Consider the following 23,024-nt stretch of genomic DNA (forward strand, 5'->3'; position numbering starts at 1 on the left):
CCGCGAGCGGCCGGCTCGCGCTGTGGCGGCACGCCTCGCCTGGCGGCTTCGCTGCGTTCCTCTCGTACGACAGAAGCCCCCGTCCGGAGGAGAACTCCGGACGGGGGCTTCTGTCGTACTGCCTGATCAGGGAGATCAGAGGCCGAGCTCGACCTCGAACTCGCCCGCCTCCAGGATCGCCTTGACCGCCGTCAGGTAACGGGCCGCGTCGGCGCCGTCGACCAGGCGGTGGTCGTAGGAGAGGGTCAGGTAGGTCATGTCGCGGACGCCGATGACCGTGCCCTCCTCGGTCTCGATGACGGCCGGACGCTTGACCGTGGCACCGATGCCGAGGATCGCGACCTGGTTCGGCGGCACGATGATCGTGTCGAACAGCGCGCCGCGCGAGCCGGTGTTGGAGATGGTGAAGGTCGCGCCGGACAGCTCGTCCGGGGTGATCTTGTTGGCGCGGACCTTGCCCGCCAGGTCGGCCGTGGCCTTGGAGATGCCCGCGATGTTGAGGTCGCCGGCGCCCTTGATGACCGGGGTCATCAGGCCCTTCTCGGAGTCCACCGCGATACCGATGTTCTCGGTGTCGAAGTAGGTGATCGTGCCCTCGGCCTCGTTGATCCGGGCGTTGATGACCGGGTGGGCCTTCAGCGCCTGGGCGGCGGCCTTGACGAAGAACGGCATCGGGGAGAGCTTGACGCCCTCACGGGCGGCGAAGGAGTCCTTCGCCTTGCCGCGCAGCTTCATCAGACGGGTGACGTCGACCTCGACGACCGACGACAGCTGGGCCTGCTCGTGCAGCGCCTTGACCATGTTGTCGCCGATGACCTTGCGGATGCGGGTCATCTTGACGGTCTGGCCGCGCAGCGGGGAGACCTCCAGCGCCGGAGCCTTCTTCGCGGCGGCCGGAGCGGCAGCGGCGGCCGGAGCCGGAGCAGCGGCGGCGGCCTTCGCGGCCTCGGCGGCGGCGATGACGTCCTGCTTGCGGATACGACCGCCGACGCCGGTGCCCTTGACGGTGGCCAGGTCGACGCCGTTCTCGGCGGCGAGCTTGCGCACCAGCGGGGTGACGTAGGCGCCCTCGTCGGTCGCCTGGGCGGCCGGGGAGGGAGCGGCCGGAGCCGGGGCGAGCGGGGCCGGAGCGGGCGCCGGGGCGGCCGGAGCCGGGGCGGCGGCGACCGGGGCGGGTGCCGGAGCCGGAGCGGCCGGAGCCGGGGCCGGGGCCGGGGCGGCCGGAGCCGGGGCAGCCGGAGCCGCGGGGGCGGCCGGGGCAGCGGCGGCGGGCGCCGGGGCCGGGGCGGCCGGAGCCGGAGCGGCGGCCGGGGCGGCACCGGGGGCGCCGATGACGGCGAGCTTGGCGCCGACCTCGGCGGTCTCGTCCTCGGCGACCACGATCTCCAGCAGCACGCCGGAGGCGGGCGCCGGGATCTCGGTGTCGACCTTGTCCGTGGAGACCTCGAGCAGCGGCTCGTCGGCCTCGACGGTCTCGCCGACCGACTTCAGCCAGCGGGTGACGGTGCCCTCGGTGACGGACTCGCCGAGCGCGGGCAGGACCACGTCGGTGCCCTGCGCGCCACCGGCCGGGGCGGCCGGAGCCGCGGGGGCGGCCGGGGCCGGAGCCGGAGCGGCGGGGGCCTCGGCGGCGGGGGCCGGGGCCGGAGCGGCGGGGGCCGGAGCCTCGGCGGCCGCGGGGGCGGGAGCGGCAGCGGGCGCCCCCGTGCCGTCGTCGATGACGGCCAGCTCGGCGCCGACCTCGACGGTCTCGTCCTCGGCGACCTTGATGGAGGCCAGCACGCCGGCGGCGGGGGAGGGGATCTCGGTGTCGACCTTGTCGGTCGAGACCTCGAGCAGCGGCTCGTCGGCCTCGACGCGCTCGCCCTCGGCCTTCAGCCAGCGGGTGACAGTGCCCTCGGTGACGCTCTCACCGAGCGCCGGAAGGGTTACGGAAACCGCCATGGTTTCGGTTGCTCCTTACGAATTGCGGAAGTCTGTGTCGTCGCGCCCGTTGACCGAAGGCTCAGTCGTGGGAGTGCAGCGGCTTGCCGGCGAGCGCCAGGTGCGCCTCGCCCATCGCCTCGTTCTGCGTCGGGTGGGCGTGGATGAGCTGGGCGACCTCGGCCGGCAGCGCCTCCCAGTTGTAGATCAGCTGGGCCTCGCCGACCTGCTCACCCATGCGGTCGCCGACCATGTGGACGCCGACCACGGCACCGTCCTTCACCTGGACGAGCTTGATCTCGCCCGCGGTGTTCAGGATCTTGCTCTTGCCGTTGCCCGCCAGGTTGTACTTCAGAGCGACGACCTTGTCCGCGCCGTAGATCTCCTTGGCCTTGGCCTCGGTGATACCGACGGAGGCGACCTCCGGGTGGCAGTACGTCACCCGCGGGACACCGTCGTAGTCGATCGGAACGACCTTCAGACCGGCCAGACGCTCCGCCACCAGGATGCCCTCGGCGAAGCCGACGTGCGCGAGCTGGAGGGTCGGGACGAGGTCACCGACGGCGGAGATGGTCGGAACGTTGGTCCGCATGTACTCGTCGACCAGGACGTAGCCGCGGTCCATGGCCACACCCTGCTCCTCGTAGCCGAGGCCCTGGGAGACCGGGCCGCGGCCGACGGCGACGAGCAGGACCTCGGCCTCGAACTCCTTGCCGTCGGCAAGGGTGACCTTGATGCCGTCCTGGGTGTACTCGGCCTTCTGGAAGAAGGTGCCGAGGTTGAACTTGATGCCGCGCTTGCGGAACGCGCGCTCAAGAAGCTTCGAGCTGTTCTCGTCCTCGACCGGGACGAGGTGCTTGAGGCCCTCGATGACCGTGACGTCCGAGCCGAAGGACTTCCACGCCGAGGCGAACTCGACGCCGATGACACCGCCGCCCAGGATGATCGCGGACTTGGGCACGCGGTCCAGGACGAGGGCGTGGTCGGAGGAGATGATCCGGTTGCCGTCGATCTCCAGGCCCGGCAGCGACTTCGGCACGGAGCCGGTCGCCAGCAGGACGTGGCGGCCCTGGATGCGCTGGCCGTTCACGTCGACGGAGGTCGGGGAGGACAGACGGCCCTCACCCTCGATGTAGGTCACCTTGCGGGAGGCGATCAGGCCCTGCAGACCCTTGTACAGGCCGGCGATGACGCCGTCCTTGTACTTGTGGACGGCCGGGACGTCGATGCCCTCGAAGGTGGCCTTGACGCCGAACTGCTCGCTCTCGCGAGCCTGGTCGGCGATCTCGCCCGCGTGCAGCAGGGCCTTGGTGGGGATGCAACCCCGGTGCAGGCAGGTGCCGCCGACCTTGTCCTTCTCGATCAGGGCGACGTCCAGGCCCAGCTGGGCCCCGCGCAGGGCCGCGGCGTAACCACCGCTACCACCGCCGAGGATCACTAGGTCGAAAACGGTGCTGGCGTCGTTCGCCACGTCACGTCCTCCATGCATGTGCGCCGTAGGCCGGTCGACGATGACCGGCAGGCGGCTGGTGTCCGGCCGCTATGCTTCGGCCCTTCGGTGGGGGCCCTGTCCTGCCGGGCTCCATCTTTGCACTTGTTCGAGGCGTACGAGACGCCGGGCCCGAGTGTGAGACGCCCCACGCTCACGTGAAGGCAAGGCCCGGGGCGGCCGACGGGAGGGGCGCGGGGCTGTGCCCGAGTGCGGCTCCGCCGCGTGGGCGTGACCGGCCCCCACGCTCACCCGCCACGGAGGCCGGCGGCAGCCGACCCGGAGGGGCGCGGGGAACTGCGCGAACAGCCCCCACGCCCCGCGAGCCGCCGGACGACGGCCGGACCCGCGTTCCTAGGCGGACATCAGCCCAGGTCACCCGCGGCGGTCAGCTCGGCCAGCCGCACCAGCGTCCGCACGGCGGTGCCGGTGCCGCCCTTCGGCGTGTACCCGAACGGACCCCCCTCGTTGAACGCGGGGCCCGCGATGTCCAGGTGTGCCCAGGTGATCCCCTCGCCCACGAACTCGCGCAGGAACAGGCCGGCGACCAGGCCGCCGCCCATCCGCTCGCCCATGTTCGCGATGTCGGCGACGGGCGATTCCATGCCCTTGCGCAGGTGCTCGGGCAGCGGCATCGGCCACGCCGGCTCGCCGACCTCCTCCGCGGCCTCGTACACCGCCGTACGGAAGGAGTCGTCGTTGGCCATGACGCCGTAGGTGCGGCTGCCCAGCGCCAGCATCATCGCGCCGGTCAGGGTGGCCACGTCCACGATCGCGTCCGGCTTCTCCAGCGAGGCCGCCCACAGCGCGTCCGCCAGGACCAGGCGGCCCTCGGCGTCGGTGTTGAGGACCTCGACGGTCTTGCCGCTGAACATGCGCAGCACGTCACCCGGGCGGGTGGCGGTGCCCGACGGCATGTTCTCGGCCAGCGCGAGCCAGCCGGTGACGTTGACCTCCAGGCCGAGGCGCGCGGCGGCGACGACCGCGGCGAACACGGCGGCGGCACCGCTCATGTCGCACTTCATCGTCTCGTTGTGACCGGCCGGCTTCAGCGAGATGCCGCCCGAGTCGTAGGTGATGCCCTTGCCGACGAACGCGAGGTGCTTGCCGGCCTTCGGGTGCGTGTACGACAGCTTGACCAGGCGCGGGGTGGCGGCCGAGCCGCCGCCGACGCCGAGGATGCCGCCGTAGCCGCCCTTGGCCAGGGCCTTCTCGTCGAGCACCTGCACCTTGAGGCCGTGCTCCTTGGCCGCGGCCTGCACCTCGGCGGCGAACGCCGCGGGGGTGAGGTCGTTCGGCGGCATGTTGATCAGGTCGCGGGAGCGGTTCAGCTCCTCGCAGACCGCGAGGGCCCGGGCCACGGCGCCCTTGTGCGCCGCGTCCCGCGGCTTGCCGCCCAGCAGCGCGGCCTCGGCGAGCGGCGCCTTGCCGTTCTTGGCCTTGGCGTCCTTGGCGGAGTCCTTGTAGGCGTCGTAGGTGTAGGCGCCGAGCACGACGCCCTCGCCGATCGCGCCGATGCCGCCGGGGCCGTCGACGGGCAGGGCGAACGCGGCCTTCTTGGCCCCGGCGAGGGCCCGGGCGGCCAGGCCGGCCGCCTTGCGCAGCGCCTCGGGGTCGAACCCGGCGTCCTTCTCGGGCTCCGCGCCCAGGCCCACCGCCACCACGAGCGGCGCCTTGAAGCCGGCCGGGGCGGGCAGCTTCGTCAGCTCGCCCTCGGCACCCGAGGCGCCGAGGGTCTCCAGGACGCCGGCCAGCCTGCCGTCGTACGCCTTGTCCACGGCTTCGGCGCCCGGCGCGACGACGGGGCCCTTTGCGCCCTTGGCGACACCGATCACGATCGCGTCGGCCCGCAGGCCTGGCGCCGCGGCGGTGCTGAGAGTCAGAGCAGTCACGGTGGTGAATTCTCGCTTCCGATGTGAAGTTGCTGTGGCCGATGAGGGGTGGGTCGACCGGGCCCGAGAGCCGACCCTAGGTCCAGGCCTGGGGGTAGGTGGCAACCGGGGCCTTCACCCTGTCGGCGAACACCCGGAACGAGACTACGCGCGTGTGCCCCTTCGCTCATTCCTTCGGGCGTTCACCTGTGTGTGGCGTCGTGGCCACTTACCACCTCTGCGTGGTGGTGGCCTGAGCCACACTCGTCGGGTTCCGGTGGGCCGGCCGCCCACCGCTTCACATGTTTTCCACAGATCCCCCGCGGTTTCACCGTGGGGGATCTTCTGGGGGGAGGAACCAGCCATGGCGCAGCGAGCGCATCGCCGGAGAACCGTGACCGTCACCGCGACGGCCGCCGCACTGATCACCCTGGGGCTGACCGCGCCGGTCGCCTCGGCCGACACCGACCCGCGCATCGATCTGCGGGTTCTGGTGGTCGACGACGGCGGCAGCCCGGTCGGCGCGATCACCGCGCAACTGAAGAGCGAGGGCATCCCGTACACCACCGTCGACCTGCGGGACTCCGGTCGCTCCACCATCACCGGCGCCTTCCTGAGCGACACGGTGGGCGGGCGGCCCCGCGCCAGGTTCCAGGGGGTGGTCCTGCCCAACGAGGCTCCGTTCGGCGCGGGCTCCGCCGAGCAGACGGCCCTGGAGGCGTACGAGAAGACGTACGGCATCCCGCAGGTCGACGCCTACACCTGGGCCCACCCCGAGGTCGGCCTCGACTACACCGACGCCGACGGCTACTCGGGCAGCCTCGACGGCCGGACGGCCACCGTCAGCGCGGCCGGCAGGTCGGGCCCCTTCGGCTACCTCGACGGGACCTTCTCCTTCGAGGACAACTCGCCCTCGGTGGACGAGAGCTACGGCTTCGTGGCCCAGCCCCGCACCGGCTTCACCAGCTACGTCGACGTCCCCGTGCCCGGTGGTACCGGCACCGGCAGCCTGCTCGGCGAGTACGCCCACGACGGCCGCCGCGAACTGGTGGTGACCTTCGCCTACAACCAGTACCAGCAGCAGTTCCGGGTGCTGGCCCGCGGCATCGTGGAATGGCTGACCCAGGGCGTGCACCTGGGACAGGCCCGCAACTACTTCGCCGTCCACGTGGACGACGTCTTCGCGCCGGACGCCCGCTGGGACACCGAGCGCAACTGCACACCCGGCGACATCGACTGCGCGGGCGGCGGCGGCGACACCGGGACGCCGATCCGGATGACGGCGGCCGACGCGCAGTACGCCGCCTCCTGGGAGCAGAGCCACGGCTTCACGCTCGACATGGTGTTCAACGCGGGCTCCGGCGAGGAGTGGAAGAGCGAGAACGGCGGCAAGGACGCGCTGGCCGACCAACTGCTCGCCGACAAAACCAAGTACCGCTGGGTGAACCACACCTACACCCACCTGTTCCTCGGCTGTGTCCAGGACACCTCGACCGTGCCGTGGAGCTGCGCGAAGAACGCCGACGGCTCCACGCAGTGGGTGAGCCGCTCCGACATCTCCGGGGAGATCTCCAACAACTACAACTGGGCGCTCCAGCACGGTCTTTCCGTCGACCGCGGCGAGCTGGTCACCGGCGAGCACTCGGGCCTGAAGACCCTGCCGCAGCAGCCCCAGGACAACCCCGACCTGGGGCCGGCGCTGGCCGCGAACGGCGTGAAATGGACCGCCTCGGACAACTCCCGCGAGTCCGAGCAGCGGGCCGTGGGCAACAGCACGCTCACCGTGCCGCGCTACCCGATGAACGTGTACTACAACGCCGGCACCAGGACCGAGATGGCCGACGAGTACAACTGGATCTACACGTCCAAGGCCGACGGCGGCAGCGGGATCTGCGAGAACAACCCGACCTCGACCTGCCTCGACCAGCCGCTGGACACGGCCACCGGCTACACCGACCACATCGTGCCCGCCGAGGCCCGCACCGACCTCGGCCATGTGCTGAGCAACGACCCGCGTCCGCACTACGCACACCAGTCCAACCTGGCCGAGGACCGCATCCTCTACCCGGTCCTGGACCGCGTGCTCGCCGACTACCAGGCCCTGTTCGCCGCCAACACCCCGGTCGTCAACCTGCGGCAGAGCGCCATCGGCGCCGAACTGCAGAACCGGGCCCGGTGGCAGACCGCGCTCGACAACGGCAAGGTCACCGCCTACCGGATCGGCAACACCGTCACCGTCACCGCGCCGTCCGGCACCCAGATCCCGGTGACGGCACCGGAGGGGACCAAGCAGCAGCAGCTGCTGGGCACGACCACGTTCGGCACGGCCTACGCCGGCAAGCGCTCGGCGTGGGCGACACCAGGCGTCCTGCAGGCGGCGCTCACCTTGAAGCTGCCGTAGGAGGAGCGCCCCGAGGGGCGCGGGGCGCTATCGATCTGCGGCTCCGCCGCGCGGGCGCGACCGGCCGGCTCGAACCCGCAGCCGGGCCCGGAGCCGCAGTTCCCCGCACAACATCCGCAAAAACAGGGGGGAGCCGCGCAGCGATGCGCACCGGCCGTCACGTCACCATGCTCACCGAAGGCACCTACCCGCACGTCCACGGAGGGGTCAGCACCTGGTGCGACCAACTCGTCCAGGGCATGCCGGAGGTGGCCTTCCACCTCGTCTCGCTCACCGGCAGCGGCCGCGAACCCGTGACCTGGGAGCTGCCGCCGAACGTCCGCGGGCACATCACCGTGCCCACCTGGGGCCCGCGCCCCGGCCGGGCCCGTGCCCCCTACGGCAGGGCCCGGCGCCGCTTCACCGACGCCCACGAGCGTCTGCTGCTGTCCTTCCTCGATCCCGAGGCCCGCTGCGACTTCGGCCAGGCGCTGGACGAGCTGGCCCGCATCGCCCGCGACGGATGGCTGTCCGCGGCCCTGCGCACCGAGTCCGCGCTGCGCTCGCTGCAGTGGATCTGGACGATGCCGCACCTGCCGACGGCGGCCGCCCGGCCCACCGTGCACGACGCGCTGACCGCCACCGACCTGCTGGAGCACGCCCTGCGCCCGCTGGGCGTGCGCATCCCCGAGGACTCGGTGGCGCACGCCGTCAGCAGCGGCCTCGCCACCCTGCCCGCCCTCGCCGCGCGCCGGCTCGACGGAGTGCCGTTCCTGCTCACCGAGCACGGCATCTATCTGCGCGAGCGCTACCTGGGGCAGCGCGGCGACGGCCACCGCTGGCCGGTGAAGGCGTTCCTGCTCGGCTTCTACCGCGAACTGAACGCACACGGCTACCGCACGGCCGACCTGATCACCCCCTGCAACCGGTACAACCGCCGTTGGGAGGAGCGCGGCGGCGCCGACCCGGACAGGATCCGCACGGTCTACAACGGCGTCGACCCGCACGCCTTCCCGCACGCGGGGCCCGAACCCGGCCTGCCCACCCTCACCTGGTGCGGTCGCGTCGACCCCATCAAGGACCTGGAGACCCTGCTGCGCGCCTACGCTCTCGTCCGCGCCGAACTGCCCGACACCCGGCTGCGGCTGTTCGGCCCGGTCCCACCGGGCGGCGAGGCCTACCGCACCCGCCTGGAGAAGCTCGCCGCGGAACTCGGCATCACCGACGGCCTCACCTTCGAGGGCCGCATCAGCGAGGTCTGGCGCGCCTACGCGGCCGGCCACCTCGTGCTGCTGTCGTCCATCTCCGAGGGCTTCCCGTTCTCGGTCATCGAGGCCATGTCCTGCGGCCGTACGACGGTCTCGACGGACGTCGGCGGGGTCCGCGAGGCGGTCGGTGACACCGGTCTGGTGGTCCCGCCGCGCGAGCCCGAGAAGATGGCCGCGGCGGCGCTGACCCTGCTGCGCGACGACGAACGGCGCCTGAAACTCGGCGACCTGGCCCGGCAGCGGGTGATCGACCGGTTCACCCTGCGCCGCTCGGTCGACAACTTCCGCACCATCTACCAGGAGCTGGCCGGCCGTCCCGAGGTGTACGAGCCCACGGTCGAGACGGTCGCCGACTGGACCCGGGAACTGCGCGACCCCTGGTACGCGGCGGCCGCGACGGACGGGACCGGCCGGTGAGCGAAGACCTGCGGGCGCCCTCCCGCACGCTGCCCGGCATCCCGTCGCAGCGCTCGCGGCCGTACCGGGCCGAGCCCGACCCGATCGACGAACTCGCCGCGGAACTGCACGAGTTCGTGTCGGCCGCCGTCCACCCGGACGAGATAGCGGCCCTGCTGGAGTCCGACGGCCTCTCCGACGACCGGATACGCGAGCGCTACGGAGTGCCCGACTCCTTCGCGCTCGCCGAGGAACTGTACGGCCGCACCCCGCGCCGCCACCCCGAGCCGGACGGCGAGCCCCTCGACCCGTGGCGGGCCGGCCTGCCCGGCTGTCTGCTGCGCGGGCTCGTCTTCGCGCTGCCGGGCCTCGCCCACGTCCTGGGCGCCCCGCTGCTCGCCGGTCCGCACGACGCCGCCGGCCTCCCGGCCGGCACCCGCACGCTGCTGGCCGGCGCCCTGTGCGGCTGGGCCTGGAACCAGGGGCTCGCCCACCGCGCCTACTCCTGGCTGGGGCTCGGCGACCGCGAGGCGGCCCGCCGCTGCCTGCTGGCCGGCGCCCCGGGGGGCATGCTGCTCGGCACCCTGGTCGCGCTCGCCGTCGCGGGCACCGGCCACCCGGCGGCCGTCGCGTTCGCCGCCGGGCAGTCCTGCTACCTGGGCGCGTCCGGCGCCCTGCTGGTGATGGGCCGGGAACGGGCCCTGCTGGCGGCCCTGGCACCGATGACGGCGGGAGCCGTGGTGTCCCTGCTCCACCCCCTCCCCGAACCCGCCCGCCTGACGCTCCTGTTGACCTCGCTGACCGCCGTGGCCACGCTCGGCTTCCTGGAGGTGGCCCCGGCCGTCGGCGCCCCGAAGAGGCGCGGGGCCGCACCGATTCATGCGGCACCGCCGCGCGGGCGCGATCGGCCACGCCGACGCCGCGGCCGGCCGAAGGCAACCGGCCCCCGCTTCATCGGCTCCCTGCCCTACGCCGTCTTCGGCCTCGCCACCGGCACCCTGGTCGTCAACGCGGCCCTCGGGGACGTTCTGGCCGGCGCGGAGCACAGCGCGGTCGCAGCTCCGGCCGCAGTCGCACTGACCCTGAGCATGGGCCCCGCCGAATGGCTGCTGTACCGCTTCCGCAGCGGCACTCTGGCCGCGCTGCGGGCCGTGGGCACCCCGCGGGCGTTCCGCCGGGCCGCCGCCCGCACCCTGGCCCGCTGTCTCACCGGCTATCTGGCCGCCCTGCTCGCTCTGGCCCTGGCCGCCACCGCGCTGTGGCCGCACGCCCCGGCGCCCGCCGGACTCCGCCCGGCCGCCCTGCTCGCCCTCGGCACGGTGCTGTGGACCGGGCTGCTGCTCCAGTCCTTCGGCGCCGTCCTCGGCGCGGCGGCGGTCTGCTGCGCGGCGGCTCTCGCCCAGAGCCTGGCCCTGCTCACCCACGCCGGGTCTGCGCACACCGTCGCGCTCGCCGTGTACGCCGGTGCGGCCCTCGCCCAAGCGGCGCTCGTGCACGGCCTGCTGGGGCGGGTGAGCGCGCACCGATGAGCACGCTGCTGGTGCCCTACTACGAGCATCCGGCCGTCCGCCCCGCCGAGTGGGCGGCGGTCCTCGCCGCCGCGCCCCGCCTGTACGGCGTCGTCCTCAATCCCGCCAGCGGACCGGGCAACCGCCCGGACGCGGCCTTCGCCGAGACCGCTGCCCGGCTGCGGACGGCGGGCGTGCGGGTGCTCGGCTACGCCGACACCGGCTACGGCAGCAGGCCGTACGAGGACGTCGTGCACGATCTGGAGCGGCACCGCGGCTGGTACGGCACCGACGGCGCCTTCCTCGACCAGGCCGCCGCCGGCATCGGCGGGCTGCGGCACTACGAGCGGCTGGCCGATGCCGCCCGGACCCTGGGCTGCCGCACCCTCGCCCTGAACCACGGCACGCCGCCGCACCCGGCGTACGGGGCGCTCGCCGATCTCCTGGTCACCTTCGAGGGCCCCTGGACGACGTACCGGCGCACGCCCCCGCAGCCCCGGCATCACCCGGACGGGGTGCGGCTGTGCCACCTGGTGTACGGCGTACCGCCCGGCGAGGACGCGGCCTCGGCCGCACGCGAGCGGGGCGCGGACGTGCACTGCGCGGTGCCCGGCACGGGCGCTCACCCCTGGGGCACACTGCCCCACGGTGTGGGCTCCGCCCGCTGAAGGATCCCTTCGACCGAGGTGCCGGCCAGCAGGTCGGCGAGGGAGCGGCCGCCGGGGGAGAGCACCGGGATCGCGTTGACCAGGAACAGCACCACCGCGGCCCCCCACACCACCACCGACAGCACGAAGTGGCCCTCGACCAGCAGCACACAGGCCAGGGCGTACACGGCGACGTCGGCGGCGGTGGTGACGACGGCCCGGCGCAGGCAGTGCCGGGAGCGGCGCGGGGTGACCCGCAGCCCGAGCAGCCCCTTGCCGAGGGTGCGGCCGAGCAGGGCGAGGCAGGCCCACTGGTAGAGGAACGTGGCGACGACGAGCGCGCCGAAGGCCTCCTCCACGTCGAGCACGGCCTTGTCCCACAGCGACAGACCGAGCGACTCGGAGGCGCCGACGACGTCACCGCGCGAGGTCAGCAGGTCGAAGCCGCCCCGGGTGGCCAGTTCCGGCACGTCGGTGACGAGCGCGGTGATCCGGTGGAAGGTGAGCACGGCGAGCAGCGAGGCCGCCGTCACCACCAGAGCGAAGTCGATGAACCAGGCCACGGCACGGCGCAGCTTCAGCACGGATGTCCCCCGATCACACTTTCCTTGTCCGTGTACCGGCGAAGCCTAACGACCCAGGGACAGCACCACGAGCGCGGTCGTCGCCGCGGTCTCCGCGAGCGCGCCGAACACGTCCCCGGTGACCCCGCCGAACCGGCGCGTGCAGCGGCGCAGCACCAGTTCGGCGGCAGCGAGGGCCAGCAGCACCGCGGCCGCCGCACGGAGCCCGCCGAGCGGGCCGGGCACCGCCCCCCAGGCGGCCGCGCCGAGCGTGCACACGGCCGCGACGGCCAGCGCGCCCGGCACCGGCACCACTCCGGCGACCGCCGCCCCGAGCCCCTCCGGCCGGGCGGCCGGCACCCCGGTGCGCGCGGCCAGGGTGAGCGCCAGCCGGGCCGCGACCGCCGAGATCACCGCTCCCGCGGCGCCCCGCGTCCAGGAGTCGCCGTAGAGCTGCGCCAGTGCGGCGGTCTGCGCCAGCAGCACCAGGACGAGGGTGATCACCCCGAACGGGCCGATGTCCGACTGTTTCATGATCCGCAGCGCGTCCTCGGCGGGCTTGCCGCTGCCCAGCCCGTCCGCCGTGTCGGCGAGCCCGTCGAGGTGCAGGCCACGGGTCAGCGCCGCCGGTACGGCGACCGAGGCGACGGCGGCCAGCGGCGCCCCGGCGCCCAGGAGGAGCAGCAGCAGCCCGAGCCCGGCCGCGGCGCAGCCGACGACCAGTCCGGCCACCGGGGCGCCGAGCATGCCCCCGCGCGCGGCCTGCCGGTCCCAGCGGTGCACCCGGACGGGCAGCACGGTGAGCGTGCCGAAGGCGAAGCGGAGGCCGTCGAGAGCGGAGGTGGTGAGCACCGGCGCAGGGTATCGGGCGGTCGTGAAACGGCTCGGAGAGGCCAAGGACAAAAGGATGTTTACGGGTAATGTGCGCACATGGGGCACTGGTGGGAGCGGAACATCGTGGAGCCGGGCAAGCTCCCGCTGCTGCTGGCCCTGACCGCCTTCGTCGCCACCTTCCTCGTCACCCGGATCATCACCCGGCTGATCCGGGCGGGCAGGGGGCCCTTCGGCAACGTCCGCGCGGGCGGGCTGCACATCCACCACGTGGTCCCCGGAGTGGTCCTGACGATCGTCGGCGGCTTCGGGGCCGTCGCCAGCGACCGGCACGGGGCCGGCGGGCCCGTCGCCGCGGTCGTCTTCGGCATCGGGGCCGGGCTGGTCCTGGACGAGTTCGCGCTGATCCTGCACCTGGACGACGTCTACTGGAGCGAGGAGGGCCGCAAGAGCGTCGAGGCGGTCGTGCTCACCGCCGCCCTGGTCGGGCTGCTGCTGGCCGGGTTCTCCCCGTTCGGCGTCAACGACCTGTCCGCGGAGGAACTCCAAGGCCGGGGCACCGTCATCGCCAACATCGGCGTGAACTTCCTCTTCTCCCTCGTCGCCCTGAGCAAGGGCAAGGCCCGCATCGCGATCTACGGCGTGGTGGTGCCCCTGATCGCGTTCGTCGGCGCGGTCCGCCTGGCCCGCCCCGGCTCCCCGTGGGCGCGCCGCTTCTACGGCAACCGCCCCCGCGTCCGCGCGCGGGCGATCCTGCGCGCCTACCACCACGACCGCCGCTGGGCGCGGCCCCGGCGCGCCCTTCAGGACTGGATCGGCGGCAAGCCCGACCCGCGCCCGCTCCGGCTGCCCGGCCACCGGTGACGCCGCCGCAGCCGGTACCCGTGCCGGTGCCGCACCGCCACCAGCAGGCACAGCGTCCCCACGGCCATCAGTGCGGCCAGATGCTCCTTGCCCGCCAGGTTCTCCTTGAGCAGCACCTCGGCCACCATCGACGCCGTCACCGCACCCGCCGTCACGTAGGCGCCGTACCGCCAGGCCACGAACACCGCGAGCCCCACCACGGCTGCCGACGGACCGGTGTCGACGACGTGCGCGTCCGTCCAGGGAAGGCCGAACGGGGCGTGCGGGCCGAGCGCGATGCCCAGCCGCGCGAACAGCGTCCCGGCGAGGGTGGCGACGTAGGCGATGGTCAGCGTGCGCCACCAGCCCAGGCAGATCTCGGCGATCCCGAACACCAGCAGGATCTGCACGAGCGCACCCCACACCGGCAGGTCGAGCGCCGGGACGAACAGCGACAGGGGAGTGCGCAGCAGGGCCAGCCCGAGGGGGTCCTCGGCCCGTACGGCACCCACGTTCTGCACGAACTGATAGCCCCACGGCCGGTTCTGCACGTACTGCAGGAGCGCGGTCAGGCACACCGCCATAACCGTCATCGGTGCCGCCCCCAGGTGCCGCTTGAGCAGGGGCTCGCGCACGGTGACGTACAGCAGCCCCCACTCGGCACGGGCCCAGCGGGCGAGCGTCCTCATCAAGCGTTCCTCACCGGTGTGTGTCCAGGTGCCTGCGGTGCAGCCACTTCGGCAGTCCCGGCGCCTCCAGGAAGCCCTCCGCACGGGCCGCGGCGAGGCCGATGCGCAGCAGGTCCGCGCTCTTCTCGAAGAGCAGGAACCGCGGCTCCCAGATGGGCCGGTACTTGGCGTTGGCGCGGTACAGCGATTCGATCTGCCACCAGCGGGAGAAGAAGCTGAGCAGCGACCGCCACAGCCTCAGCACCGGTCCGGCGCCGAGGCGCGCGCCACGTTCGAAGACGGACCGGAACACGGCGAAGTTGAGCGAGACCTGGGTGATCTTGATCTCCTGCGCCCGGCGCAGCAGTTCGATGACCATGAACTCCATGAGCCCGTTCTCGGAGTCCCGGTCCCGCCGCATGAGGTCCAGGGACAGCCCGTGCGGCCCCCAGGGCACGAAGGAGAGCAGCGCGCGCAGCCTCCCCTCGGCGTCCGTGCACTCCAGCATCACGCACCGCCCGTCCTCGGGGTCCCCGAGCCGGCCGAGCGCCATGCTGAACCCGCGCTCGGTGGCCCCGTCCCGCCAGTCGTCCGCACGCTCGATCAGGGACGCCATCTCGTCGGCCGGGACGTCCTCGTGCCGCCGGATGCGCACCTCGTACCCGGCCCGCTTCACCCGGTTGTACGCCTGCCGGACGGTCCGCATCGCCCTGCCCTCCAGCGTGAACTCGGCCACCTCCACGATCGCCTCGTCGCCGAGTTCCAGCGCGTCCAGCCCGTGCCGGGCGTAGACCGTCCCCGCTTCCTCGCCCGCCCCCATCACGGCCGGGATCCAGCCGTGCGCCCGCGCCTCGGCCAGCCACGGCACGATCGCGCCGGGCCACGCCTCCGGGTCGCCCAGCGGATCCCCGGAGGCCAGGCTCACACCGCCGACGACGCGGTAGGCGACGGCCGCCTTGCCGGTCGGCGACCACACCACGCTCTTCTCCCGGCGCAGCGCGAAGTAGCCGAGCGAGTCCCGCTCGCCGTGCCGCTCCAGCAGAGTCCGCAGCCGTTTCTCGTCGTCCTCGGTGAGCGGGTCGACGGCGCGCCGGGAGCGGAAGGCGGCGTAGAAGACGGCGAGGACGAGGGCCGTGCTGAGCACGTTGATCGCCACGTTGGCCCAGTTGGGCGGCTCGATCCCGGGAAAGTGGTTCTCGTCCGCGGCCACCGACACCAGCCGCAAGGTGCCGTAGTGCCAGCGCTCCAGGAACGTGGAACGGGCCGCGTCCGGCGCCTGGTTGGTGATCGTCACCAGCACCCCGGCGAGCAGCGAGGCGAGCAGGCCGCCACCGACGGCGACCGTCGCGGCGAGCCGTGGATTGGACCGGTCGCCCTTGGCGTAGAACTCCCGCCGCCCGGCCAGCAGGGCCGTGACGAACGCCGCCGTCAGCACCAGGGAGATCCAGTTCTGTGCGTACTGTCTGATCTCGGGGAACGCCATCGCGAAGGCGAACAGGGCCAGGAAGGACCCGCTGAGCACCAGGTTCAGGATCCACGCGGCCCGCTTGCGCCGCCGCATGGTGATCGCGAGGAACGCGGTGAACAGGCCCGAGGCGAAGCCGGCCGTCAGCAGATACGGCGTGAAGTAGTTCTCCTGGTTGTGCCGGCGCACGTCCTGGCCCAGCGACACCCACACCGCGCTGAGGAAGTTGACGAAGGCGACGGCCCGCAGATACCAGACGGCAAAAGCGGCGGCCCGCCGGGAAGCACCGGTGGACCGCCGCCCCTGCTCACCGGACCGTTCCGGCTCGTCCTGCTGTTCCACGGCAATTCGGGCATCTCCCATGGGGGAGGATCATATGGGGCTGACCCGACGAACCATACTTTTCCTGCCGTGGTAGCCCGGCACCCACACCAAGGCCGCACAGGTGCCGCCGCCGGGGCCGCGGGCCCTGTCCGCCCGGCCGCGGTGGGCTAGTTCTCCTCGGGCTCCTGCGCCGCCTCCTGCTTCTCCTGCGGCTCCTTCTCGGGCAGCTCGGCGGCCAGGGCGGCGGCGGCCCTGACCAGCGGCAGCGCCAGCAGCGCCCCCACGCCCTCGCCCACCTTCACGCCCTGCGCCAGCAGCGGCTCCAGCGCCATCCGGTCCAGCGCCTTCGCCTGCCCCGGCTCCCCGCTGTCGTGCCCGGCCAGCCACCAGTCCGGCGCCCGGAAAGCCACCCGCTGGGCGACCAGCGCACACGCGGCGGCGACCACGCCGTCCAGAATCACCGGCAGCTTCCGCACCGCAGCCTGCAGCAGGAAACCCGTCATCGCGGCCAGATCGGCACCGCCCACGGCCGCCAGCAACTGCAGCTGGTCCCCGAGCACCGGCCGGGCCCGCCGCAGCGCGTCCCGGATCGCCGCGCACTTGCGCATCCACGCCAGGTCGTCGATGGCCAGCCCGCCCCGCCCGGTCACCACCGACGCGTCGGTCCCGCACAGCGCGGCGATCAGCACCGCCGCCGCCGTGGTCCCGCCGACGCTCACATCGCCGAGCACCACCAGGTCCGTCCCCGAGTCGGCCTCCTCGTCGGCGACGGCCACACCCGCCCGGAAGGCAGCCTCGGCCTCGTCCGGGGTGAGCGCGTCCTCGATGTCGATACGGCCGCTGCCGCGTCGCACCCGGTGGCGCACGACGTCCTGCGGAAAGGCGTCCGGGGGGCAGTCCAGGGCCATGTCCACGACCCGCACGGGCACGTCGAGGCGGCGCGCGAGCACCGACACCGCGCTGCCGCCCTCCAGCACCGCCCGCACCAGCTGTCCGGCGCTGCCCGCGGGACGCCCCGAGACGCCCAGTCCGGCGATCCCGTGGTCACCGGCGAACAGGAGCACGCGGGGCCGTTCGACCGGCCGTACCGGTACGGCGCTCTGCGCGGCGGCCAGCCACTCGCCCAGCTCGTCCAGGCGCCCGAGCGAGCCGGGCGGCACGATCTGACGCTCCCGCCGGGCCTCCGCGTCGCGGCGCACGCCACCGTCCGGGCGCTCGATCAGATCGGTGAAGTCGTCCAGATTAAGGCTGCTCATTCGCCGAACAGTACCGGCAGCGAACGAACCCTTCCGCGCCACACCGCCACCCCATGGCCACCACATCGTTGCACCCAAGATCGGTATCCCATACGTTCCGGTTTGCAGCGGAATGTCGCACAGGGAGCCGCCCATGCAGCCCTCGCCCCTCGCCCCACGGGTCACCGGCCCGAAAGACCCCTTCCAGGAGCCGCGCCGCGAGGACTGCCCGTGGTGCGGATCCCCGCGCCTGCGCACCCGGATGCGCGCCACCGACCCGTTGCGGCACCGGCCCGGCACCTTCGCCGTCGACGAGTGCCGCGACTGCCGCCACGCCTTCCAGAACCCCCGGCTCACCGCGGAAGGCCTCGCCTTCTACCACCGGGACTTCTACGAAAGACACCTGGAGGAGTTCGCCGCCCGCATCCTCTCCGCCCGCGCCGTACGGCGCCGCCACCGCGCCGCCGCCCATGCGCTGTCGGCGCTCTCCGAACCCGAGAGCTGGCTGGACGTGGGCACCGGACACGCCCGCTTCCCCGAGGCGGCGAAGGAGTTCTTCCCCTACACCAGCTTCGACGGCCTGGACCCCACGGCGCGCGTCGAACAGGCGCTCCTGGAGGGCCGCGTCGAGGAGGCCCACCGGGGCTATCTGACCACCCCGGGGACGGCGGCCCGGCTGCGCGCCCGTTACGACGTGGTCAGCATGTTCCACCATCTGGAGCACGCCGCCGACCCGCGCTCCGAGCTCCGTGCTGCCCTCACCGCACTGCGCCCCGGCGGACACCTCGTCGTCGAAGTCCCCGACCCGCGCTGTGCGTTCGCCGCGCTGCTCGGCAAGTGGTGGCTGCCCTACGGCCAGCCCCGCCACCTCCACCTGATGCCCCTGGCCAACCTGCGCGCGGAACTGGAGGCGCAGGGCTGCACGATCCTCGTCACGGACCGCAGGGCACCCCACGTGCCCTACGACCTGTCGGCGGCCCTCTCGCTGGCCCTGGCCCACGTCCCGGCACTGCTGAGAGTCATGGCGGCGCCTGCGCTGGCGCTGGCCTCGGCACTGGACCACATCGTCGCCCCCGTGTCCCACTGCATCCGTCTCTCCAACGCGTACCGGATCGTGGCGCGCAAGGAAGTGAGCATCGCCGGGTAGTGGTGGGCGCCGTCGCACGACTGCGGGTCGGTGGGTGTCGCCGTGTCAGTGCGGTCGGGCGGACGCCGTCGTGTCTGTGCGGGCCAGTGGGGGTTGGTCGCGCAGTTCCCCGCGCCCCTTCGGGGTGCTTCCAGGCTGCCCGGCCACAGCCAACGGTGTCGCTCAGCCCCGCAGGACCACAGCCTGACCGGCCACCACCAGCAGGACCTGCTCGCACTCGCTCGCGAACGCCGCGTTCAGCCGCCCGAGTTCGTCCCGGTACCGTCGCCCGGACGCCGTCGCCGGCACGATCCCCGAGCCGACCTCGTTGGACACGGCCACCACGGTCCGCCGCGTGGCCCGCACCGCCGCCGTCAGCTCCCGCACCCGCTCGCGCAGCGCCTTCTCACCGCCGTCCGCCCATTCCGCGTCGTCCCACGCCCCGACCTCGTCCATCACGTCCGTCAGCCACAGCGACAGGCAGTCGATCAGCACCGGCGGGCCGGCCACGGCCAGCAGCGGCACCAGATCGGTCGTCTCCGTGGTCCGCCAGGACCCGGGCCGCCGCTCCCGGTGCGCGGCCACCCGCGCCGCCCACTCGGTGTCCCCGCCGCGCGTCCCGCCGGTGGCCACGTACAGCACCTCGGGGAAGGCCTCCAGCCGCCGCTCGGCCTCCACCGACTTCCCCGAACGCGCCCCGCCCAGCACCAGCGTCCGCCGCGGCACGTCCGGCACCTCCTCGTACGTCCCGACCACCAGCGTCGTACCGTCCGGCACGGCCCGTGCCCCGGCCGCCGCGAGCCGCCGGCGCACCTCGACACCCTGCGGCACGTCGTGGTCGAGATGGACGGCGATCACGTCCGTCGTCGGCGTGAGGGAGCCGACCGCCCGCAGCCGGGCCAGCGCATCCGGGCGGCCCACGACGTCGGCGAACACCATCTGGTACGTCTCCGCCGTGGCATCCTCCAGGCCGGCCGGGACCCCGCCCGGCGGCAGATACAGCAGCCGCTGCCCGTCCGGCCCGGTCACCGCGTACCCGGTGCCGCCCGCGTCCATCGCCAGGGCCCGCACCCGATGACCCGTCAGCAGCGTCAACTCCCGCCCGTCCGGCACCCGCACGGGTTGCGGTAGCCCGGCCGGCACCTCCACCGCGGGCCCGTCGTGCGGATGCGACAGCAGCACCTGCCGTACCCCGCCCAGCGAATGCCCCGCCCGCGCGGCCGCGAACGCTGCCCCGGGCGTCAGGTCGAGCAGCAGCGCGCCGTCCACCAGCACCGCGGTGGCCGCCCGCGCGTCCGGTCCCAGCGCGGTCGCGCACACCGCGCAGGGACAGTCGGGGCGGGGCAGCCCCTCAGGAGCACCGGTACCGAGCAGAGTCACTTCCACGAGATCGATTTTCCCCCGTCCGCGCGGGCGCCGCTCATCCGCATCCCCCGGGGGCCGCGCGGCCGTGCCGGCATGCGGCTCGGCCGCGCGGGCGCGACAGGCCGCGCCGGCCCGCGGGTTCGGCACTGCCCGAGGTCACCTGACGGCCGACCCGGTGGAGCGCATACGCTTCCCGCAGGTGTTGGATCAAAGGAGGCCCATATGACGGCATGGACGTGGCGGTTCGAGAAGGCCGACGGGACGGAGGTCCAGCCCGCCGTGCAGCCGGAGGAGTTCACCACACAGGGAGACGCCGAGTCCTGGATCGGCGAGCACTGGAAGGAACTGCAGGAGGGCGGCGCGGACCAGGTGCGGCTGTTCGAGGACAACACCGAGATCTACGGCCCGATGAGTCTGCACGCCGACGCGTCGTAGCCCGACGGGGGTGAGGAGGGGCCTCCCTCCTCACTGCTCGCCCAGCGTCACCTCCGCCGTCGTTGCGGCGCCGTTGCGCTGGTAGGTCACCGTCGTGCGCTGCCCCGGTCTCGCCACCGCCAGCGCTTCGGACAGCTCCGTGGTCGTGCTGACCGCAGTGCCGCCCACCTTGGTGATCACATCACCCGGCCGCAGCCCCGCCCGGTCGGCCGCCCCGCCGCTCCTGGCGGTGACCACCGCGGCCCCGACCGGCCGGTAGCTGTCGTCCACGACCGTCCGCGCGGTGACGCCGAGCGCGGCCCGCCCGGAGTCGACGACCTTGCCGGAGGCGATGATCTGGCCCGCGACGGTCTTCACCATCGACGCGGGGATGGCGAACCCGATGCCCGGTGCCGCGCTGCCGCCCAGATCGGGGTCGGCGGCGGCGAGCGTCGGGATGCCGATGACCTGTCCGTTCAGGTCGACCAGGGCGCCGCCGCTGTTGCCCGGGTTGATCGCGGCCGACGTCTGCACCATGTTCGCGATGGTGGCGCCCGTCCCGCCGCCGCTGCTGCCCTCGCTGACGGTCCGTCCGGTCGCCGACACGATGCCCTGGGTGACGCTGGAGGACAGCCCGAGCGGCGAGCCCATGGCCAGCACGATCTGGCCGACCTGCACCTTCTCGGAGTTCCCGAACGCCGCCGGCCTCAGCCCGTCCGGCACCTCGGCGAGCCGGATCACCGCGAGGTCCTGGTCCGGGTACGAGTAGACCAACTGGGCGGTGAGCGGCTCCTCGCTGCTGGCCGTCGTCACCTTGAAGGTCTTCTCGGAGCCGACCACGTGCGCGTTGGTGACGATGTGGCCCTGACCGTCGTACACGACCCCCGAACCCAGGTCATGGCTCGCCTGGATCTGCACGACGGACGGCAGGACCTGCTTGATGACCTTCAGGTACTGCCCCTGCAGCTCACTCACGGACAGGGGGAGCGACGCCCCGGCGGTCGGGGCGTCGCGCTCGGCGGGCGCCACCGGGGCCCGGCAGCCGAAGGCCAGGAGCGCGGCACACACGAGAGCGGTGACGGAGGCGACCCTCCACGGGGCACGGGTACGGGAAGCGTCCATGCCCCGAGTCTCCCGTCGGGGTGATGCGCCCAGCCCGTCGAGTACGTCCGAACGGGCTCAGCCCCGCACCCCGCACAAGTGCAGCAGCGCCGCGACACCCCGGTACGGATCCGTCCGCCCGGCCCGCTCCTCGACCGCCAGCAGCGTCTGGAGGTCCGCGGGGATCTCCGCGTCGTCCGCGGCCGTGTCGGTGAAGACCCGCACCCCGTACCAGGCGTGCAGCGGGGCCGCGATGCCGGCGAGCGTGGCGCTGAGCGCCGAGAGCCGGTCGGCCCGTACGTCCAGGCCCAGGCGGTTCGTGTAGGCGGTGGTGCCGAACGCGGCCAGCGCGCCCTCCCAGTCCCCGGACAGGCCCGGCCGCAGGGCGAGCGCGTCGCCGTTGCGCACCAGCAGGGACAGCAGGCCGCCCGGCGCGAGCATCCGGGCCAGACCGGCGACCAGCGGATCGGGCTCCTCGACGTACATCAGTACGCCGTGGCAGAGCACCACGTCGAAGCTGCCCGGCAGGAAGTGCACGCCGGTGTCCCGCCCGTCGCCCTGCACCAGCCGGACCCGCTCGCGGATGCCCTCCGGCTCACCGGCCAGGGCCTCGCGCGCGGCCGCGATCATCGTGACGTCCTGCTCGACGCCGGTCACCTGGTGACCGAGCCGGGCCAGCCGCAACGCCTGTGTGCCCTGGCCCATCCCCACGTCGAGCACCCGCAGACGCTGCCCGACGGGGAACCGCCCGGCTATCTGCTCGTCGAGCTGCCGGGCCACCAGCTCCTGCCGTACGACATCACGCAGTCCGCCCAGCTTGTTCAGCCAGGACTCGGCCGCACCCCCGGTGAAGGCGTCTGCGCTCAGGGCCGCTCTCCGCGCTTGACCTGCGGCTTCGGCAGCCGGAGCCGGCGCATCTGGAGAGAGCGCATCAGGGCGTAGGCGACGGCGCCCCGGCGGTTCTGGTCGGGGAAACGCTCCGCCAGCCGCTTCTTGAGCCGGAATCCGCTGACGGCCGCGTCGAGCACGATCAGCACGATCACGACGAGCCACAGCCACAGCGCCAGGGCCTGGATCGAGGGCACCCGCACCACGCTCAGCACCAGGATGACCACGGCCAGCGGCAGGAAGAACTCCGCGACGTTGAACCGCGAGTCGACCCAGTCGCGCGCGAACTTGCGGATCGGGCCCTTGTCCCGGGCGGGCAGATAGCGCTCGTCACCTCCGGCCAGCGCCTGGCGCTGCCGGTCCAGCGCCTGGCGGCGCTCCTCGCGCTGACGCTTGGCGGCGTCCTTGCGCGTCGTCGGCGTGTTGGCGACACTGCGGCGCTGGGACTGGGCCTCACTGCGTTTGGGCGTGGGCCTGCCCTTGGGGGCCTGCGGGTCTCGGGGCTGCTTGGAGTCGGTCACCGACGCCTTGTCGGCGGGGGCCTTCTCGTCCTTGGCACGGCTACGGAACACAAAACCCAAGCGTAAGGGCTACCGGGGCATGGACCCCAGTCCAACGGGGAACGATCCGGCAACACCGGACGTCTGTAGGGGGACAGAGGGGGCGTAGCAGACGCTTCATCCGGCGGCCACCGAGGAGTCCGGCGGTCCTCACCCCGA

19 protein-coding genes are annotated in these 23,024 nt (G+C 73.2%); 7 read left to right on the forward strand and 12 right to left on the reverse strand.

Going from position 1 to position 23,024, the window contains the following annotated elements; genetic code table 11:
* Positions 1–135: 135 nt before the first annotated feature.
* From sucB to ACFZCP_RS43135, 3 genes are all read right to left on the reverse strand, one after another.
* A complete protein-coding gene (gene sucB / locus ACFZCP_RS43125; protein WP_391442230.1) occupies positions 136–1,944 on the reverse strand; it encodes a 2-oxoglutarate dehydrogenase, E2 component, dihydrolipoamide succinyltransferase in 1,809 nt (602 codons plus the stop codon).
* A 61-nt stretch (positions 1,945–2,005) separates the two neighbouring features.
* The gene (gene lpdA, locus ACFZCP_RS43130) at positions 2,006–3,394 is read right to left on the reverse strand and encodes a dihydrolipoyl dehydrogenase (protein ID WP_391442231.1); all 1,389 of its coding nucleotides are present in this window, start codon (positions 3,392–3,394) and stop codon (positions 2,006–2,008) included.
* A 383-nt stretch (positions 3,395–3,777) separates the two neighbouring features.
* The gene (locus tag ACFZCP_RS43135; RefSeq protein ID WP_391442232.1) at positions 3,778–5,304 is read right to left on the reverse strand and encodes a leucyl aminopeptidase; all 1,527 of its coding nucleotides are present in this window, start codon (positions 5,302–5,304) and stop codon (positions 3,778–3,780) included.
* Between the two features lie 343 nt (positions 5,305–5,647).
* On the opposite strand from ACFZCP_RS43135, the gene ACFZCP_RS43140 reads away from it, so the two are divergent.
* The 4 genes from ACFZCP_RS43140 (at position 5,648) to ACFZCP_RS43155 (ending at position 11,503) form a co-directional block, all read left to right on the forward strand.
* A complete protein-coding gene (locus ACFZCP_RS43140; RefSeq protein WP_391442233.1) occupies positions 5,648–7,684 on the forward strand; it encodes a hypothetical protein in 2,037 nt (678 codons plus the stop codon).
* Between the two features lie 143 nt (positions 7,685–7,827).
* On the forward strand, positions 7,828–9,348 hold the full coding sequence (gene pelF / locus ACFZCP_RS43145) for a GT4 family glycosyltransferase PelF (protein ID WP_391442234.1): 1,521 nt from the start codon (positions 7,828–7,830) through the stop codon (positions 9,346–9,348).
* Entirely contained in the window at positions 9,345–10,856 is a 1,512-nt protein-coding gene (locus ACFZCP_RS43150) for a hypothetical protein (protein ID WP_391442235.1), read from the forward strand. Before pelF ends, ACFZCP_RS43150 begins: the two co-directional genes overlap by 4 nt.
* Complete coding sequence (locus ACFZCP_RS43155; RefSeq protein WP_391442236.1) at positions 10,853–11,503, forward strand: spherulation-specific family 4 protein; 651 nt, start codon at positions 10,853–10,855, stop codon at positions 11,501–11,503. Before ACFZCP_RS43150 ends, ACFZCP_RS43155 begins: the two co-directional genes overlap by 4 nt.
* On the opposite strand, the gene ACFZCP_RS43160 is transcribed toward ACFZCP_RS43155, so the two are convergent.
* Both ACFZCP_RS43160 and ACFZCP_RS43165 read right to left on the reverse strand, forming a co-directional pair.
* Positions 11,458–12,066: an RDD family protein gene (locus ACFZCP_RS43160; RefSeq protein ID WP_362679628.1), complete on the reverse strand. Its 609-nt coding sequence runs from the start codon at positions 12,064–12,066 to the stop codon at positions 11,458–11,460. The two genes, ACFZCP_RS43155 and ACFZCP_RS43160, sit on opposite strands and share 46 nt — an antisense overlap.
* A 45-nt stretch (positions 12,067–12,111) precedes the next feature.
* The gene (locus ACFZCP_RS43165) at positions 12,112–12,897 is read right to left on the reverse strand and encodes an adenosylcobinamide-GDP ribazoletransferase (protein ID WP_391442237.1); all 786 of its coding nucleotides are present in this window, start codon (positions 12,895–12,897) and stop codon (positions 12,112–12,114) included.
* Between the two features lie 78 nt (positions 12,898–12,975).
* On the opposite strand from ACFZCP_RS43165, the gene ACFZCP_RS43170 reads away from it, so the two are divergent.
* The gene (locus ACFZCP_RS43170) at positions 12,976–13,740 is read left to right on the forward strand and encodes a hypothetical protein (RefSeq protein ID WP_391442238.1); all 765 of its coding nucleotides are present in this window, start codon (positions 12,976–12,978) and stop codon (positions 13,738–13,740) included.
* Here the strand turns inward: ACFZCP_RS43170 and ACFZCP_RS43175 are convergent.
* The 3 genes from ACFZCP_RS43175 to cobT all read right to left on the reverse strand — a co-directional run bounded on the left by ACFZCP_RS43175 (position 13,680) and on the right by cobT (position 17,432).
* A complete protein-coding gene (locus tag ACFZCP_RS43175; RefSeq protein ID WP_391442239.1) occupies positions 13,680–14,408 on the reverse strand; it encodes a hypothetical protein in 729 nt (242 codons plus the stop codon). The genes ACFZCP_RS43170 and ACFZCP_RS43175 overlap by 61 nt on opposite strands.
* Positions 14,409–14,418: 10 nt before the next feature.
* Positions 14,419–16,215, reverse strand: a complete 1,797-nt coding sequence (locus ACFZCP_RS43180) for a phosphatidylglycerol lysyltransferase domain-containing protein (protein WP_391442240.1) — start codon at positions 16,213–16,215, stop codon at positions 14,419–14,421.
* 128 nt (positions 16,216–16,343) lie between these two features.
* Complete coding sequence (gene cobT / locus ACFZCP_RS43185; RefSeq protein WP_391442241.1) at positions 16,344–17,432, reverse strand: nicotinate-nucleotide--dimethylbenzimidazole phosphoribosyltransferase; 1,089 nt, start codon at positions 17,430–17,432, stop codon at positions 16,344–16,346.
* Between the two features lie 133 nt (positions 17,433–17,565).
* Here cobT and ACFZCP_RS43190 point away from each other — a divergent pair, with 133 nt between their 5' ends.
* Positions 17,566–18,558, forward strand: a complete 993-nt coding sequence (locus ACFZCP_RS43190) for a methyltransferase domain-containing protein (protein ID WP_391442242.1) — start codon at positions 17,566–17,568, stop codon at positions 18,556–18,558.
* 162 nt (positions 18,559–18,720) lie between these two features.
* On the opposite strand, the gene ACFZCP_RS43195 is transcribed toward ACFZCP_RS43190, so the two are convergent.
* Positions 18,721–19,923, reverse strand: coding sequence for a bifunctional adenosylcobinamide kinase/adenosylcobinamide-phosphate guanylyltransferase (locus ACFZCP_RS43195; RefSeq protein ID WP_391442243.1), 1,203 nt, complete (start codon positions 19,921–19,923; stop codon positions 18,721–18,723).
* Between the two features lie 201 nt (positions 19,924–20,124).
* On the opposite strand from ACFZCP_RS43195, the gene ACFZCP_RS43200 reads away from it, so the two are divergent.
* Positions 20,125–20,337 (forward strand): hypothetical protein, encoded by a 213-nt coding sequence (locus tag ACFZCP_RS43200; protein WP_362679652.1) that lies wholly within the window; start codon positions 20,125–20,127, stop codon positions 20,335–20,337.
* Positions 20,338–20,367: 30 nt separating this feature from the next.
* Here ACFZCP_RS43200 and ACFZCP_RS43205 read toward each other — a convergent pair whose 3' ends face one another.
* The 3 genes from ACFZCP_RS43205 to ACFZCP_RS43215 all read right to left on the reverse strand — a co-directional run bounded on the left by ACFZCP_RS43205 (position 20,368) and on the right by ACFZCP_RS43215 (position 22,886).
* Positions 20,368–21,438 (reverse strand): trypsin-like peptidase domain-containing protein, encoded by a 1,071-nt coding sequence (locus tag ACFZCP_RS43205; protein ID WP_391442244.1) that lies wholly within the window; start codon positions 21,436–21,438, stop codon positions 20,368–20,370.
* Between the two features lie 57 nt (positions 21,439–21,495).
* A complete protein-coding gene (locus ACFZCP_RS43210) occupies positions 21,496–22,197 on the reverse strand; it encodes a methyltransferase domain-containing protein (RefSeq protein WP_391442245.1) in 702 nt (233 codons plus the stop codon).
* 83 nt (positions 22,198–22,280) lie between these two features.
* Positions 22,281–22,886 (reverse strand): DUF3043 domain-containing protein, encoded by a 606-nt coding sequence (locus ACFZCP_RS43215; RefSeq protein ID WP_391442246.1) that lies wholly within the window; start codon positions 22,884–22,886, stop codon positions 22,281–22,283.
* Positions 22,887–23,024: the final 138 nt, after the last annotated feature.

Source organism: Streptomyces sp. NPDC007971 (assembly GCF_042958635.1).
Lineage (GTDB): Bacteria > Actinomycetota > Actinomycetes > Streptomycetales > Streptomycetaceae > Streptomyces.

What these genes read in the sequence shown, in the direction of transcription:
- ACFZCP_RS43140 (WP_391442233.1), top strand. Translation starts at nt 5,648, where the DNA reads ATGGCGCAGCGAGCGCATCGCCGGAGAACCGTGACCGTCACCGCGACG.
- sucB (WP_391442230.1), bottom strand. Translation starts at nt 1,944, where the DNA reads ATGGCGGTTTCCGTAACCCTTCCGGCGCTCGGTGAGAGCGTCACCGAG.
- ACFZCP_RS43155 (WP_391442236.1), top strand. Translation starts at nt 10,853, where the DNA reads ATGAGCACGCTGCTGGTGCCCTACTACGAGCATCCGGCCGTCCGCCCC.
- cobT (WP_391442241.1), bottom strand. Translation starts at nt 17,432, where the DNA reads ATGAGCAGCCTTAATCTGGACGACTTCACCGATCTGATCGAGCGCCCG.
- ACFZCP_RS43180 (WP_391442240.1), bottom strand. Translation starts at nt 16,215, where the DNA reads ATGGGAGATGCCCGAATTGCCGTGGAACAGCAGGACGAGCCGGAACGG.
- pelF (WP_391442234.1), top strand. Translation starts at nt 7,828, where the DNA reads ATGCGCACCGGCCGTCACGTCACCATGCTCACCGAAGGCACCTACCCG.
- ACFZCP_RS43175 (WP_391442239.1), bottom strand. Translation starts at nt 14,408, where the DNA reads ATGAGGACGCTCGCCCGCTGGGCCCGTGCCGAGTGGGGGCTGCTGTAC.
- ACFZCP_RS43190 (WP_391442242.1), top strand. Translation starts at nt 17,566, where the DNA reads ATGCAGCCCTCGCCCCTCGCCCCACGGGTCACCGGCCCGAAAGACCCC.
- ACFZCP_RS43205 (WP_391442244.1), bottom strand. Translation starts at nt 21,438, where the DNA reads ATGGACGCTTCCCGTACCCGTGCCCCGTGGAGGGTCGCCTCCGTCACC.
- ACFZCP_RS43170 (WP_391442238.1), top strand. Translation starts at nt 12,976, where the DNA reads ATGGGGCACTGGTGGGAGCGGAACATCGTGGAGCCGGGCAAGCTCCCG.
- ACFZCP_RS43200 (WP_362679652.1), top strand. Translation starts at nt 20,125, where the DNA reads ATGACGGCATGGACGTGGCGGTTCGAGAAGGCCGACGGGACGGAGGTC.